At 36.7% G+C, this 15,898-nt stretch carries 17 protein-coding genes; 15 read left to right on the plus strand and 2 right to left on the minus strand.

Annotated features, from left to right (window positions below; genetic code table 11):
- The first annotated feature begins 15 nt into the window (after nucleotides 1-15).
- From AC5LWL_RS04785 to AC5LWL_RS04795, 3 genes are all read left to right on the plus strand, one after another.
- A complete protein-coding gene (locus AC5LWL_RS04785) occupies nucleotides 16-837 on the plus strand; it encodes an ABC transporter permease (RefSeq protein WP_493433257.1) in 822 nt (273 codons plus the stop codon).
- 13 nt (nucleotides 838-850) lie between these two features.
- Entirely contained in the window at nucleotides 851-1,660 is an 810-nt protein-coding gene (gene tagH, locus AC5LWL_RS04790; protein WP_493433258.1) for a teichoic acids export ABC transporter ATP-binding subunit TagH, read from the plus strand.
- A gap of 370 nt (nucleotides 1,661-2,030) precedes the next feature.
- Nucleotides 2,031-3,089: a glycosyltransferase family 4 protein gene (locus AC5LWL_RS04795; RefSeq protein WP_493433259.1), complete on the plus strand. Its 1,059-nt coding sequence runs from the start codon at nucleotides 2,031-2,033 to the stop codon at nucleotides 3,087-3,089.
- Between the two features lie 357 nt (nucleotides 3,090-3,446).
- On the opposite strand, the gene AC5LWL_RS04800 is transcribed toward AC5LWL_RS04795, so the two are convergent.
- Nucleotides 3,447-4,523 (minus strand): LCP family protein, encoded by a 1,077-nt coding sequence (locus tag AC5LWL_RS04800; protein WP_493433260.1) that lies wholly within the window; start codon nucleotides 4,521-4,523, stop codon nucleotides 3,447-3,449.
- A 132-nt stretch (nucleotides 4,524-4,655) separates the two neighbouring features.
- The gene (locus AC5LWL_RS04805) at nucleotides 4,656-5,288 is read right to left on the minus strand and encodes a YigZ family protein (RefSeq protein ID WP_493433261.1); all 633 of its coding nucleotides are present in this window, start codon (nucleotides 5,286-5,288) and stop codon (nucleotides 4,656-4,658) included.
- A 607-nt stretch (nucleotides 5,289-5,895) separates the two neighbouring features.
- Between AC5LWL_RS04805 and AC5LWL_RS04810 the strand changes: the two genes are divergently transcribed.
- The 12 genes from AC5LWL_RS04810 to AC5LWL_RS04865 all read left to right on the plus strand — a co-directional run bounded on the left by AC5LWL_RS04810 (nucleotide 5,896) and on the right by AC5LWL_RS04865 (nucleotide 15,827).
- On the plus strand, nucleotides 5,896-7,038 hold the full coding sequence (locus AC5LWL_RS04810; protein ID WP_493433262.1) for a sensor histidine kinase: 1,143 nt from the start codon (nucleotides 5,896-5,898) through the stop codon (nucleotides 7,036-7,038).
- A 28-nt stretch (nucleotides 7,039-7,066) separates the two neighbouring features.
- A complete protein-coding gene (locus AC5LWL_RS04815; protein WP_493433263.1) occupies nucleotides 7,067-7,753 on the plus strand; it encodes a response regulator in 687 nt (228 codons plus the stop codon).
- 284 nt (nucleotides 7,754-8,037) lie between these two features.
- Nucleotides 8,038-8,190 (plus strand): sporulation histidine kinase inhibitor Sda, encoded by a 153-nt coding sequence (gene sda, locus AC5LWL_RS04820; RefSeq protein WP_493433264.1) that lies wholly within the window; start codon nucleotides 8,038-8,040, stop codon nucleotides 8,188-8,190.
- Between the two features lie 167 nt (nucleotides 8,191-8,357).
- The gene (locus AC5LWL_RS04825; protein ID WP_493433265.1) at nucleotides 8,358-9,197 is read left to right on the plus strand and encodes a DegV family protein; all 840 of its coding nucleotides are present in this window, start codon (nucleotides 8,358-8,360) and stop codon (nucleotides 9,195-9,197) included.
- Between the two features lie 254 nt (nucleotides 9,198-9,451).
- Nucleotides 9,452-10,177 carry a nuclease-related domain-containing protein gene (locus tag AC5LWL_RS04830; RefSeq protein WP_493433266.1) on the plus strand — a complete coding sequence of 242 codons (726 nt, stop codon included), beginning with the start codon at nucleotides 9,452-9,454 and terminating at the stop codon, nucleotides 10,175-10,177.
- A gap of 88 nt (nucleotides 10,178-10,265) precedes the next feature.
- A complete protein-coding gene (locus AC5LWL_RS04835) occupies nucleotides 10,266-11,543 on the plus strand; it encodes an IS110 family RNA-guided transposase (RefSeq protein WP_493432641.1) in 1,278 nt (425 codons plus the stop codon).
- A 410-nt stretch (nucleotides 11,544-11,953) separates the two neighbouring features.
- On the plus strand, nucleotides 11,954-12,217 hold the full coding sequence (locus AC5LWL_RS04840; protein ID WP_493433267.1) for a hypothetical protein: 264 nt from the start codon (nucleotides 11,954-11,956) through the stop codon (nucleotides 12,215-12,217).
- Nucleotides 12,218-13,717: an ATP-dependent helicase ComFA gene (locus tag AC5LWL_RS04845; RefSeq protein WP_493433268.1), complete on the plus strand. Its 1,500-nt coding sequence runs from the start codon at nucleotides 12,218-12,220 to the stop codon at nucleotides 13,715-13,717.
- A 1-nt stretch (nucleotide 13,718) separates the two neighbouring features.
- A complete protein-coding gene (locus tag AC5LWL_RS04850) occupies nucleotides 13,719-14,411 on the plus strand; it encodes a ComFC family protein (protein WP_493433269.1) in 693 nt (230 codons plus the stop codon).
- A gap of 26 nt (nucleotides 14,412-14,437) precedes the next feature.
- Nucleotides 14,438-14,842 (plus strand): TIGR03826 family flagellar region protein, encoded by a 405-nt coding sequence (locus AC5LWL_RS04855; RefSeq protein ID WP_493433270.1) that lies wholly within the window; start codon nucleotides 14,438-14,440, stop codon nucleotides 14,840-14,842.
- A gap of 211 nt (nucleotides 14,843-15,053) precedes the next feature.
- On the plus strand, nucleotides 15,054-15,320 hold the full coding sequence (flgM, locus tag AC5LWL_RS04860; protein ID WP_493433271.1) for a flagellar biosynthesis anti-sigma factor FlgM: 267 nt from the start codon (nucleotides 15,054-15,056) through the stop codon (nucleotides 15,318-15,320).
- A 27-nt stretch (nucleotides 15,321-15,347) separates the two neighbouring features.
- Nucleotides 15,348-15,827, plus strand: a complete 480-nt coding sequence (locus AC5LWL_RS04865; RefSeq protein ID WP_493433272.1) for a flagellar protein FlgN — start codon at nucleotides 15,348-15,350, stop codon at nucleotides 15,825-15,827.
- The last annotated feature ends 71 nt before the right edge of the window (nucleotides 15,828-15,898 follow it).

Here is a 15,898-nt window from a genome sequence, read left to right on the forward strand (position 1 = left end):
AAGGATACATGATTTATGGGTTCCGTATTTAAAGTTCTTAAAGAACAATACGATAATTTTCATTTGATTAGAAGATTATCATTTTATGAATTAAAAAGTGCTAATAATAACAATTATTTAGGTATTTTTTGGGAAATGTTTAATCCGGGGATTCAAATTGCGATTTATTGGTTCGTATTTGGGTTTGTTCAAGAGAGAAAAGATGTAACCTATCCACATGGAGGAGGACAATATCACTATTTCTCCTGGATGCTGGCAGGCATACTAATTTGGTTCTTTATTTACCCATCCATTACGCAAGGTTCGAAGTCAATCTATTCGAGATTGAAAATGGTATCGCGAATGAACTTTCCATTAAGTGCGATTCCATCTTATGTTATTTTATCTAAGCTATATCCTCAGCTTTTATTGATGATTGCAACGATTATTGCGTTTCAATTTATGGGACTTCCAATTAGCATTTATTATATTCAGCTTCCGTATTTCTTGTTTGCAACGATTATTTTTCTGTTTTCTTTATCGCTAATTACATCGACAATCGCAACAATTGTACGAGATTTTCAAATGTTAATTCAATCATTGATGAGAGTGCTGCTGTACGTCACACCTATTCTTTGGCCGTCAGACCATTTTGCACCTATGTTTCAATTTATAATGCGATTGAATCCATTTTATTATTTAGTAGAAGGATATCGATATGCGCTATTAGGAGAAGGTTGGTTTATTGTAGAACATTGGCATACTACTGTTTATTTTTGGGTGATTGTATTAATTATGCTTTCTTTAGGTTCTTATTTACATGTAAGGTTCAGAAGACACTTTATTGATTTCTTGTAATGGAAGTGATGACATGAAAAAATCAGTTATTGTTAAAAATTTAACGAAACGATACAAATTATATAATAGCAATAAAGAACGATTATTTGATATATTCTCACCTAAAAGCTATGGAGAACCCTTTTATGCATTAAGAGATGTAAGCTTTGAAGCAGATAAAGGAGATACGATTGGGTTTGTGGGCATTAACGGATCTGGTAAGTCCACTCTTTCCAATATTATCGCAGGTATTGTTCCGGAAACCTCAGGATCGGTTGAAATAGACGGACAAGCATCATTAATTGCAGTTGCAGCAGGTTTAAATAATCAGCTGACTGGACGAGAAAATATTGAATTAAAATGTTTAATGCTTGGCTTCAGCAAAGAAAAGATTTATCGTTTAGAGCCCGAAATTATTGAATTTGCGGAGTTGGGCAAGTTTATCGATCAACCTGTTAAATCCTACAGCAGTGGGATGCGATCAAGATTAGGCTTTTCCATTTCTGTTCATACAGACCCTGATGTATTGATTATTGATGAGGCGTTATCTGTTGGGGATAAAGCATTTGGTGAAAAATGTTTTGAAAAAATGCGCGAATTTAAAACAAATGGAAAAACCATGTTTTTTGTGAGTCACTCTATTGGCCAGATGAAGCAATTTTGTGAAAAGGCAATATGGTTAGAATATGGTAAAGTGAAAATGGAGGGAAGCATTAAAGAAGTAATCCCTGCATATGAAAAATTTCTGGATGATTATAAAAAAATGTCCAATAAAGAAAAGAAAAAGTATCGAGAAGAAGCTGCTAAAGGACAAAGTGAAGAAAATGTTGCAGCATTAAGTTAATCGAAAATAAAAAAATGATGCGGCGGTATTTCTCTATAAAGAAATACCGCTGTTTTTTATAAGAAAGATGACATTTGTCCATACTAAAAATGCAACTTTTTTATTTTTTATTCGTCTATATAGTATAGAACATTAAATTATGATGAAGAAAACATATTAATTTTGTAATATAAATGTAAAATAAGGAAGAGAAATTATGCACCAAGCCTGTATGGAATGTGCTATAATAAATTCCGATATATGCTTGGAGAATAGAATGTTTACAAAAAAAATATTTTAATACCTGCAGGCTGATAAAACGTATGTTGGCAGCCTAGGAAAAGACATATGCCTAGAAATGTATGTATAGTGGGGCAGAGGGAGGCTCTCAATGATTTATGTAATGCTTGTAATATGTTTTTTTGGTTCCATCTTACTTACTCCACTAGTTAAAAAACTTGCATTTAAACTAGGAGCAATGGATAAACCAGAACAAAGAAAAGTACATCAAAAAATTATGCCTCGTATGGGCGGATTAGCAATATATATTAGTTTTATTATCGGGGCTTTAATAATAAACCCTGATAAATCGTATCACTATCCAATTTTAGTAGGAAGTGTCATTATTATTATTACTGGTATGCTGGATGATATTTACAATCTTTCTGCGAAAATAAAATTTGGAGCACAAACGATTGCAGCTACTGTAGTAGTACTTTGGGGAGGAGTGCAAGTTGAGTTTATCAATCTTCCATTCGGTGGACAGCTCCAATTTGGCTTTTTAGATATCCCAATTACGATATTATGGATTGTTGGCATCACAAATGCAATTAATCTAATTGACGGTTTAGACGGATTAGCAGCAGGTGTTTCATCGATTGCATTGTTCACCATGACAGGCATGGCAATGATCATGGGAAATGGATATGTTATCGCTATTTCTTCCATCGCTTTAGCAAGCACATTAGGCTTTTTATTCTTTAATTTTTATCCGGCGAAAATTTTTATGGGAGATACGGGGGCATTGTTTCTTGGTTATATTATCGGTGTGATGTCCTTATTAGGTTTTAAAAATGTAACGTTAATTTCCTTTGTTATACCTGTTATTATATTAGGTGTACCAATTTCGGATACTTTTTTTGCTATTATACGCCGCTTAATTAATAAGCAGCCATTATCAGCACCGGATAAATCTCATCTGCATCATTGTCTTTTAAATATCGGGTTTACTCATCGTCAAACAGTGATTATCATTTATGCAATGGCTACATTTTTTGGACTTGTTGCTGTCATTTTCTCTCAAGCAAAAGTGTGGGGAGCAATTTTACTTATTGCGATTATGCTGTTAATTATTGAGTTGTTTGTTGAGAAAATCGGATTGGTTGGGAAAAATTACAAACCGATCTTGAAATTTATTAATGATTTACGCTATTCAACTGAAAAAAAATAACAGAAAGGAGCTGTTCTGAAAGGGACAGCTCCTTTATTATGTTATGGTAAAGTTGTTATTAAGTTTAATTTTTGGGGCTCTCGAATAGTCCGCAGTCAGAATACACTTCGCTTTCCATGGGGCGAGCGGTGAGCCTCCTCGGAGTAAACTCCTGCGGGGTCTCACCTGTCTCGCAAATCCCATAGGAGTCTTCGTGTATTCTGACTGCTCCCTGGTTTAAATTAAACTCAGATCATAAAAAATGGAATGCTGCTTCTATTCATGGGCTGCGGGGTCTTTGTTAAACAATGCTGGTATTCAAGAGAGTCATGATATGGCAAAATAAAAACACTTGAGAGGTCTCAAGTGTTTTTATTATTAACTGCCGCTACTTGTTGTTATTTCAGTAGTTGCATCTGATGTTGTGTCTGTTGTTGTTTCGTTATTATCTGTTGCAAGATTGTTGTTGCCGACTCCTAGATGGTTTTGCAGGATGGCTTTTGTTTCTTCTAGTGCCGTTTCATCTAGCTGATAGATGTACTTTCCATTGGCATCTGTGCCATCATTACCTGTTAACGTTAAACTATCAATTTGAAGGCCGTTTTCCGCTGTTGCATACGCCAGGAAGGATTGAATATCGCTAAAGGATAAGTCTGTTGTCATATTGTCGCCGACTGCCTCCATCAAACTAGAGTACTTTGTAATGGCTTTTGCTGAAACTGCTTTATTCATCACTGCTTTTAATATAAGCTGCTGACGTTTTCCGCGTTCAATATCATTATCAATTTTACGTGTTCTCGCAAGTGCCAATGCTTGTTCGCCGTCTAGTGTTTGCAGACCTTTTTCTAGATGGATAGCTCCTTTTTTGTCTTTGGAGTTCTGTTCCGTAAAGCTGACAGGCACATCGACTTCAATTCCATCAAGTGCTTCTACCGTATCCATAAAGGCGTCAAAATTCATTTTTACATAATAATCAACTGGTATATCCAATAATCCCTCTACTGTTTCAATCGTCGAACTGACCCCTCCAAAATAATGGGCATGTGTGATTTTGTCACTGTACCCTCTTTCTGGAATATATACATAAGAATCACGGGGAATACTTAGTAATTTAACGGATTTTTCTTTTTCATTTAAAGTTGCGAGCATTAATGCATCAGATCTTGCACGAGTTGTTCCTGATTTGGATGATCTTTTTTCGCTATCATCCACGCCGATAAATAGAATCGAAACATCATCAATATTCGGATCTACTTTTGCTTCTCGTTTTGATTCTCTATCAATCGGTTCGTAGGAATTGTTCATGACAGATTTTGCTTTTGTATAAAGAAAGGTGCCATAGCCAATCCCGCTCACAGCCAACAAAAGCAATGGGAGTAGAATGAAGGTGACAATTCTTTTCTTTCGTTTACGTTTCTTATTATCATATAAATAAGATTCTCTATTCGAAGCCATTTAGTTCTCCTTTAAAAAAAATAGATTTTTGTCGAAGGTAGTCATTATTCTATATTCTACTATTCAATAGCTAATTCGTAAATTAGTGACTTGTTTCTTTATAGGGAATATTTTGGGAATAATGTAAAATTATCATAAGAGATTTTCTAAATACACTTCTTCTTTTTCAATTATTTTTCCTTGCCCATTGGTTAAATCAGTTGCCCAATCTTTAAATGCTTGGATGTTTTCTATTTCAATAAAAGTTTCTATTTCCACTTCTTCTAAATAATGGATATTTTTTATTTGATAAGGAGAGGATCTCAACTCATTCTCCATTTTTCCTAGAAAGGTATAATCAATACTTGTTCCAATAATCTTCATTAATTTTCTTTCTACGACACCAGTAGCTCCTATTCCCTCTGAAGTGGCTTTTCCATAAGCCCGAATTAAACCGCCTGCACCTAATTTAATTCCTCCAAAGTAGCGCGTGACAACAACTGCTGTATCTTTTAATTGCTTTTTCTTTAGAACCTCCAGAATGGGCACACCAGCAGTTCCACTAGGTTCTCCGTCATCATTTGCTTTTTGAATTTGATCATGCTCGCCAATTAAATAGGCAGAACAATTATGTGTTGCAGCTTTATGCTTTTTTTTAATCTCTTGAATAAATTCCTGTGCTTCTTCTTCTGTTTCGACTCTTTGGATATGTGCAATAAAACGTGATTTTTGAATAATCAGTTCATGTTCACCGTACCCTTGTACAGTATGATAGCAAGGAAGCATCAACAATCGCTCCTTTCGGTAAGACAGGTTGTTATATTGCTTTTTGTAAAAAAAATATTGTAGAATAATAAAAACATTACTTTAGTAACGCTAGAAAAATATTTTGTTATCTATTTCACTTTACAGCCTTATTTCATTATAATTCGACAAGCACTATTGTTCAATTATTGTTGTGTTTGTAATGAAATCTTAATATTGCAGTAGATGTCTCGTGTTATAATAAAAAAAACTCCATACTCAAAAAGTCCTCATTTTACCTAAAAGAGAAAAAAACCTTTATATAAAAGAAAGCGTTTTGATGAGTATGGTTGATTATCCTGAACTCCTTAGTATTCTTATAACAAAGAGATTTTTGCACATAAAAAAATGTACTAAGCGAATATTTTTTTATAATCATTCATCATATATCCATTAAGGTTCTTTAGACATCTTTTTTATGGATAATAAAAACAAAAATCGGGATATAAGTCTTGAATAAATTGGGAAAGATATGTGAAAATATAACGATTTTTTAATATTTTTTTAATCAATTATATATATTTTTTGCTTTCACGCTAAAATAAGAATGGATACAGGAAGGGTTTTCAACCTTTTGGAGGAATTATATATGCTAATAAAGAAATTTGACACAAAAACGCTGGATTTTATTTTAGAGACAATGATCGAAACGGTCGGCTCTAGTAAGGATGAAATCTTTCGAATTGGAGAACAGTGTCGACAAGATTATGAAACCTTGACAGAAGAGTTGAAAGAGATAAGAACATTAGTATTGCAGACAATTGAACAAGGTGACAAGCTGGAGATACAATCTCGTTTTGCTCGAAAACGTTTATCGGAAGTCAGCAAACATTTTAATGAGTATTCTGAGTTGGAAGTACGAGAAGCATATGAAAAGGCTCATAGTCTGCAGATGGAATTAAGCATGAATCGCCACCTGGAGAAGCAATATCGTGATCGTCGGGATGATATTGAAAGACGACTGGTCGGATTGGATGAAACGATTGAACGGGCAGATCATCTTGTAACGCAAATTGCCGTTGTGATGAATTATTTAATAAGTGATTTAAAGCAGGTTGGTGAAGTGTTAGAGGATGCGAAGCAAAAGCAGGATTTCGGTCTGAAAATTATTGGGGCACAAGAAGAAGAAAGAAAACGGCTTTCAAGAGAAATTCATGATGGGCCGGCCCAAATGATGGCAAATGTAATGATGAGGTCTGATTTAATTGAAAGAATATATAAAGAGAACGGTGCTGACGAAGCTTTTCAGGAAATAAAAAATCTTAAAGTAATGGTGCGCAGTGCTTTGTATGAGGTACGAAGAATTATATATGATCTTCGCCCCATGGCTCTTGATGATTTAGGACTAGTTCCTACTTTAAAAAAATACTTACAAACGATTGAAGACTACCATCATTCCACAAATATTGTTTTTTCAACGATTGGGAAAGAAACAAGGCTGCCAAGTAAATATGAAGTTGCATTATTCCGACTGGTTCAAGAATCTGTACAAAATGCATTAAAGCATGCTCAAGCAGAAGTAATTAATGTTCGCTTAGAAATGTTGAGAGACCAAGTAATTGTGCTAATAAAGGATGACGGAAAAGGATTTAAAAAAGAAGAAAAAAAGCAAGAATCTTTTGGATTGATCGGGATGAGAGAAAGAGTAGAGCTGCTTAAAGGCGAGTTAACGATTGATACAAAATTGGGGAAAGGAACAATCGTCATGATAAATGTTCCTATACAAGAGTAAAGAAGAGAGATAAGGGGAGGCGAAACAATTGGCTACAAAAATTGTCATTATAGATGATCATCAATTGTTCAGAGAAGGAGTAAAACGTATTTTAGATTTTGAATCAAGTTTTGAGGTAGTTGCAGAAGGCAGTGACGGCACGCAAGCAATCGAATTGGTGGAAAAATTCCAGCCAGATGTAACCATTATGGATATCAATATGCCAACAACAAATGGTGTAGAAGCAACAAAGCTTCTTTTAGATAAATTTCCAGAAACAAAAGTAATTATTTTATCAATTCATGATGATGAAAATTACGTTACCCATGCTTTAAAAACAGGTGCGAGCGGCTACTTGTTAAAAGAAATGGATGCGGATGCATTAGTAGAAGCGGTTAAAGTAGTTGCAGATGGTGGATCTTATTTGCATCCGAAAGTAACCCATAACCTAGTAAATGAATATCGCCGTTTAGCATTAGAAGAAACGGGACATAACGAACATTATGTGCAAACAATAGAAATCAGACGCCCTCTTCATTTATTAACACGACGTGAGTGTGAAGTACTACAGCTTCTTGCAGACGGAAAAAGCAATAGAGGAATTGGCGAGGCATTAATTATAAGTGAAAAGACAGTTAAAAACCATGTAAGTAATATTTTACAAAAAATGAATGTAAATGACCGTACACAGGCAGTTGTTGTTGCAATAAAAAATGGCTGGGTAGAGGTTCGATAAAAAGAATGACGAAGAGAAACGCTTAGGATGCAGTTTAGACCTAAGCGTTTTTTCTATTTTCTATATAAGTGGAACAGTTTATTATGGTAAATTCTATGCCATAATAAAGCAAAGGTTAACGATAATTTGGAAAAGGTCTTACAAATTATGCTATTTGTATCTTGAATAACATGGGAAAATAACAGAAAATTCCAAAAAAGGTAATAAAGAACTATGAAATCATTTTGCAATATTCTTTATTTTAAGGCAAACTATTCTTAACTATCGGAATAGGAGTGATAATGATGAGTGGAATAAAAAGTTTATCAAATGCAGAACTAATGCATGCTTATCACCTAGCTATCTCCTTAAAGTTAGAAACAGAATTTATTGAAATTTTGCTGCAAGAAATAAAACGAAGAAATAGGAATATAATAAAAAAACAAGATATTAACTAATTGAGTTAAGATATAGTTCTACACATAATTGATGGAATAGTCCATTTAATTATATGAATTACCTTTTTGAGCATTCTCTGTGTAAAAAAGTTAAATATAATGCAAAACATCTTATTATTGGTTAAAATAAACATATCCCGAAAAAGATGAGGCAGGTAATTAGTTGAATGAAAACAGCTATTGTCACAGATAGTACAGCATATATTCCAAAAGAAATAAGAATGCTATTCAATATACATATTATTCCTTTAACTGTCGTATTAGGAAATGAAATTTATGAAGAAGAAATTGATTTGAAGGCAGATCAGTTTTATGAACTAGTGAAAACAAAAGGTCTTCCCACAACCTCACAGCCGCCAATCGGCAAGTTTGTTGAGTTATTTGAACAACTCTCTGCAGGTTATGATGAAGTGATTAGCATCCATTTATCAAGCGGCATTAGCGGCACCTATCAAGGAGCGGTTTCAGCCGGAAACATGGTCGATGGAATAAAGGTTTATGCTTTTGATAGTGAAATAAGCTGCATGATCCAAGGTTTTTTTACCATGGAAGCAGCGAAATTAGCACAAGCGGGAAAATCTGCTGCTGAAATTATGCGGATATTGGAAGAATTAAAGAAGACAAGCCATGCTTATTTTATGGTGGATGATTTAAGTTATCTGCAGCGGGGAGGCAGGCTTTCCAGTGCTCAAGCATTAATTGGAAGCCTTCTGCAGGTGAAGCCGCTTCTTCATTTTTCCGATAAAGTAATTGTTCCTTTTGAAAAAATCCGCACGAAAAAAAGAGCGATGAAACGAATGGAAGAATTAGTGGCAGAAGCAACGAACGGAGAAAATTATCAAGCCACAATTATCCATGCAAACCGTAGAGAAGAAGCTGAAGTCTGGCTGACAGAACTTGCTGCTACTTTCCCTAATGTAGATTTTTCGATTAGCTATTTTGGCCCCGTCGTCGGAACACATTTAGGTGAAGGTGCAATGGGAATAGGCTGGGTGAAGAAGCTTTGAATAAGAGGAGAACCTGCGCATCGTGCGGCAGGTTCTTTTTTTGTCGAATAATCGCCGAATTGGAAAAATTGAAACAATAAAGTTGAAAACTGAAACAATATTAGTCAAAACTGAAACAATATCAGTTAAAAATGAAACAATATCCTCGAAAACTGAAACAATCATCAGTCGAGCAAAAAAAATTCGTATAAAAAGAGGGTTTAATAGCATGATGGAGAATATTTTTAGGGAGAAAATGATATAGGAGTGATGGAATGATTGTAAAAAGCCTGGAAATACCTCTTCATATTTCCAAAATAGAAGCATTATTAAAAAGATTACCCCCCACACACGAAAAAATTTCCCTTATTCAATCCGATTTAAAGAAAATAGTAGCAGGATATCATGGCGAAAAATCTTTAGATTATCCATTTTGTTTTTTACCAGAAAAAGAATATTATATATTACATGATTTACGCTTATTTGATGGGAAAAACTATTTTCAAATAGACGTACTAATTCTTTCAACCAAGTATTTTCTTCTATTGGAAGTGAAAAATATAGCTGGGGAACTATACTTTGATACAGATTTCAACCAATTAATCCGGACAAAAGAAGGCAAAAAAAATGCTTTTTCAGATCCTCTGATACAAGTGAAAAGACTAGAGTTGCAATTTAAAAAGTGGTTAAAGCTAGAAACCTCTGTTCCAATCTACGGTTTAGTAGTCATTAGTAATCCAGCCTCCTTCATCCACACAAATGATTCGAAATTATCCAAGTCTAAGAAAATTATTCATCGTGATTCTCTTCCATTCCGAATGGAACAAATTGCCCATTCTATTCCAAATCCTTCTATGGATGAAGCAACAATAAAAAAATGGATAAAAGAATTAAAAAAGAAACATACACCATTAAACATAGATATTACAACGAAATACCATTTAAAAAGAGCGGAAATCCAAAAAGGAGCATTCCTGTTAGAAGGATTTTCGGGGACTTGAACAAAAAAGAGCCCTCTTGGTATGATACGGGGTGTCAAATCGTGGACCGAAATGACCCCTAACTTAGTTAACCAAGGAGGACTCCAAAATGGATTTTAAACAAAATCAGAAAATAAATCAAGTCACCGAAAAAACACTCGTAGTCGGAATCGATATTGCCAAGCGGACCCATTACGCTTGCTTTGTGGATGACCGTGGACGTGTGCTCCAAAAATCGTTCTCTGTTTCTCAAGCTAGAGACGGGTTCGAGCTTTTCTATCAACGTATTCTGGTAGCCATGAAAGAAAATGAAAAAACGGAAGTCATTGTCGGGATTGAACCTACGGGACACTACTGGCTCAATTTGGCCTACTACCTTGAGGACCGGGGCATTCCCTTGGCCATGGTTAACCCTATGCATGTTAAGCGTTCAAAAGAGTTGGACGACAATCTGCCAACCAAGCATGACAGAAAAGATGCACTTGTGATCGCTCGACTTTTAAAAGACGGACGGTTCAGTTATCCCCGTATCCTAAAAGGTATGGAGGCCGAACTTCGCGTTGGGTCAACGTTTAGAAGTAAATTGACTGAGGAACTAGGGTCTGTCAAAAACATGATTATTCGTTGGTTAGATCGCTATTTTCCAGAGTTTACTCAGGTGTTTCCGTCATTCGGAAAAATGGCTTTGGCAGTACTTGAATGTACCCCATTTCCGAATGATCTTCACCAAAAACAACCCGATGAAGTTTTATCTCTTTATCGGAAGGTTGAGGGGCTCAAATCCCCCCAAAGACCCAAAGCATTGCGTCTTATTGAAGTCGCAGCTAACTCTATCGGAGTAACAGAAGGACGTGAGATGGCCCGTATTGAAATTACCACGCTCGTTCGCCGTTACCATCAGTTAGAACAAGATATCGAAAGCCTTACTCAACATCTAGTTGACCTTGTAAAAACGTCTGTAGAGTACGAATGGCTATCAACGGTTCCGGGACTCGGAGATACAACGATTGTCGATCTATTAGCTGAAATCGGAAGCTTTTCACACTACGAAGATCCACGCCAACTAATTAAACTCGCGGGATTAACGTTACGTGAAAATTCCTCTGGTCAGCACAAGGGGCAAAAACGCATCTCCAAACGGGGGAGAAGAAAGCTTCGCGCCCTTCTGTTCCGAGTAATGATGCCGATGATCCGTCACAATGAAGCCTTTCGAAAGCTACATGAGTATTACACAAATCGTATGGTTAATCCATTACGCAAGAAGCAATCCATCGTGGTTCTATGCGGTAAGCTATTAAAAGTATTACATGGAATTAGCACTAAGCACAAAGCGTTTGACGCACAGCGAATGATGAGGGATATTCCTAGTCTCGTAGAGGCTGCATAAGACCCTTCATCCCCTTAAATAGACCTAGACAACAGGATGACACGGAGAAGCTGGCACTATTTTTTCCATTCGACCTTGAGTCCCTAAAGGAGCTTCGCTAGCCTCTGCCTTATGACTAGACCGAACGAAGGAATGTAGGCACTTAGATGCCCAGAGACATGGGAGGGTACGTCATCATAAGTTACGCAGAGATCCATTGTGCATCGCATAATTTCCTATCACTACTTTCCACCATTATCCAGTAGTGACCGCGTAGCGTACCCATGTATTGGAATAGTTTCACATATTTTAAAAATATTGTTAGGGATTGTGTCGAAAAATATTTTTTTGATACCCCAACAACGGGTCAAACCGTTGATAGATCAACATTTATAGAGGGAGTTATTTGTGATAATTGTGGTAATTTGCCAATGACTAGAATTAATGCAAATTGGTATTGTCCAATATGTGATAAGAAAAGTAAAAAAGCGCATTTGCATGCATTAAAAGATTATTATTATCTAGTTGGTGAGATGATTACCAATAAGGAAGTTCGAGATTTTTTACAAATTGATTGCGCTGTCTTAGCGACAAGAATCATCCAATCAGCAACGACGAAAAGCTGCAGCAAGGGAAAGTTTAACGAATATTATTTGTCAATAAAATACCTAAATAAACTACTAGGAGGCCACTAAATGCGATTCACCATGCAAAACAATCTACTCACCCCAACAAAAACAGCCGTCCCTAACTCCACTAGAATCAGCGACATCCCAACTCTGCCCGTGCAACCCACAAATCCCGATTACCAATTCAACCCTAATCTTCAATCCCACCTCCAAGGCAAACAGCTTCTACTCGAAGAAATTCCTTTCCCATTAGAAGAAATCCAGCAGCATTATTTACATGGCTACTGTTCTTATAACAAAGGGGCCGAGAAACAAAAATCGATATACCACTGCAATCGCTGCGGCAATCATCACCTCCACCTTTTTGCTTCCTTCCACTGTGCCCGCTGCCAAGAAACATGCTTCTATTGTCGAAACTGTATTATGATGGGGCGGATTAGCGAGTGCACCCCGCTTATCAGCTGGACGGGACCACTAATGATTCAAAATACCGCTTCCATCAAACTGGACTGGGAAGGTATATTATCCCCTGGACAGCAGAAAGCATCTGATAAACTGGAACACACTATCGACGAACAAGGAGATCTCCTAGTCTGGGCAGTTTGCGGAGCTGGAAAAACAGAAGTGCTTTTTAAAGGCATCGAAAAGGCCTTGCAGCAAAATAAACGTGTATGCATCACTACTCCCCGCACAGATGTTGTCCTAGAATTGGCACCAAGACTGCAGGAAGTATTCCCTGCTATAACGGTGCTTCCAGTATATGGAGGCAGTGAAGACCGCCATTCATACAGTCCACTGACAATCAGCACGACCCATCAGCTTTTTCGCTTCCATCAAGCTTTTGATCTTGTGATACTAGATGAAATGGACGCCTTCCCTTATTCCATCGATCATTCTCTTCAAACCGCTGTCCAAAAAGCAAGGAAACCAAACTCCACGATGATTTATTTAACCGCCACCCCGGACGCCAGCTGGAAAAAGAAATGCCAGCAAAACAAAATAAACTATGTAACGATTCCTGCACGGTTTCATCAGCATCCCCTGCCAGTACCAGAGTTCTGTTGGTGTGGAAACTGGGAGAAGCGGCTCCAAAAAGGCAAGCTTCCTCAAATGGTTTTAGAGTGGGTAGCGAGACGCCTTCACTCCAACAAACAAGTTCTTCTGTTTATCCCCAAGATTGCCTATATGAAAAATATAAGTTCTGTCTTTGAACAACTTACCAATAAATTAGAAACCGTTCATGCCGAAGATCCTGAAAGAAAGGAGAAAGTCCAAAAAATGCGCAACAAAGAATTGGATATGCTGATTACAACAACTATTTTAGAACGGGGAGTGACTTTTTCCAATATTGATGTTGCGGTTATTGGAGCAGAGAATCAAATTTTCACCGAAAGCGCTCTTGTACAAATTGCTGGCAGGGTTGGCAGAAAAAAAGACTATCCAACTGGGACGATTACTTTTTTCCATTATGGAAAAACAAACAGTATGGTCGCTGCCAAAAAACAGATTATGCAAAGTAATAAAGAGGCGGAAGAAAAAGGCATGCTGATTGGAAAGGAAGGATAAGATGAATTGCGTGATTTGTTTAGCAGATGTGACGCCTGATTTTAATTGGAATTATCTTTTCTCACCAGAACCTACTTATTATATATGTGATGATTGCAAACAGAAGTTAGCCTTCATAGAAGGGGAGCGCTGCACAAGATGCAGTCGTCCCCTTGCTGATTTAGATGCTGCTTTTATAAAAGACAATCGATGTCAAGATTGCTGCAGATGGGAAGAGAATCCAAAATGGGCAGGCGTTTTAGAGCAGAATACCTCATTGTTTTTATATAATGATTTTTTAAAAGAAACGATTGCCCGCTTTAAGTATCGTGGTGATTACGAAATAGCGGGAGCATTTTCTTTATTTTTACGAAAAGAAATAGTGGCGAATAAAGTGATGGTTCCGATCCCTCTTAGTGATATACGCCGCTATGAAAGAGGGTTCAATCAAGCGGAAGCGATTTTAACTTGTGCAGGGCTTAAAGCGACGGACTGTCTTGCAAGAGTACATAGTGAAAAGCAATCGAAAAAATCAAGAAAAGAGCGGTTGGAAAGCGTACCTATCTTTAAAGTTGAGGCAGATGAGCAGATAATCGCTCAAAATATTCTCTTAGTGGACGATATATATACTACAGGAGCAACGCTGTGTTATGCAGCAAAGGTGTTAAAGGAAGCAGGCGCAAAATCGGTCTCGTCCTTTACAGTTGCACGGTAAAAAGTACGAAGGTGGGGAATGAGGTAATGGCTGAATTGGCTAATTGCCCAAAATGCGGCGATTTATATGTAGTAAATAATTTAAGAGATATATGTCCAAAATGCTGGAAACAAGAAGAAGCTGACTATGAAAAGGTATCCCAGTTTATTCGTAAAAAACAAAATAGAACGGCATTAATGGATGAAGTAGTTGAAGCAACGGGTGTTGAACGTTCGTTGATATATAAATTCATAAAAAAAGGCAGAATCAAACTGGCTCAATTTCCAAACCTAGGGTATCCATGCGCAAAATGCGGTACGCAGATTAGAGAGGGAAAGTTATGTTCCAGCTGCTTAGCGGAAGTGCGGACTGGCTTAAAAAGCTTGGAAGAGGAAGAAGAACGAAAACAGGAAATAACGAAAAGAAACAGAACGTATTTTACAGATAAATAAAAGAATGAACGTTACAGAAAGTTATTCAGGCTATTTGAGTGTAAATGTAAGGTCATCCTTAAATAGTCCTAAATCAGCTTAATCCCTCTGTCTGTATTTAGTAATTTTGACGTATTTTAAGAAAATAAGAAGGAAATGTTTAAACAAAGCGCTAATCATCCGATACTAGGAGTAATGATTATGGTACGGAAAAGAAAGCGAGGAATACAAAGTGAAGATTAATAATTATGGAACACAAGGTATTAATCCATACAAAAAGCAAATCAATAAGCTGGACCAAGCCAATAAAACAGCAGGTCAAGGAACCGATAAAGTAGAAATTTCCGCAGCTGCGAAAGAACTGCAGCAAGTTTCGCAAGTATCTCCTGAAAGAGCGGAAAAAATCGATGCATTAAAAAAACAAGTGCAAAGCGGCAACTATGAAATAAATCCGCAGGACGTAGCGAAGAGCATCTTGAATTTTTATTCGAAAAATTAACAGCATCCAATCGAAAGGAGGGATTCTATGCTCAAACAGCAATTAATCCATTCACTTGAACAACTAGAGAATCTGCACCGGAATTTATTGCAGCTTGCAGAAAAGAAAACGGATATCTTGAAAAAAGGGGATATGGAATCTCTCAAGGAGATTATGAAGGATGAACAGTATTATCTAGGACAGATTGATACATTGGAAGCGGAACGGACGGAAGCCGCTAAAGCATTGCTGCCTAACTTGACGGAACCAAAACTGCACGAAATTTTGCCGTTATTAAGTGAGGAAGAACAATTAAAAGTGACCAAAGCAAAAAACAACCTAGAAGATATATTGTTACAGCTGAAGGAATTTAATATGCTGAATCAGCAGCTAATCTATCAATCGATGCAAATATTAAACTCAACACTTAGTCTATTAAGACCAACAAACAAGGCTTATAACTATTCGTATCCAGGAGCAAAAACGGATCAGAAAGAAACACCTCGTTTGTTTAATGGCGAGGCATAATAAAGGCGGCGTGAGCGAAATTGCAACAGGCTGTTTTCGTATAGATTTGCTTTGAAACTCGCAGCCTGCAT

It is taken from the genome of Niallia sp. WK069_GA_01, from assembly GCF_983173855.1.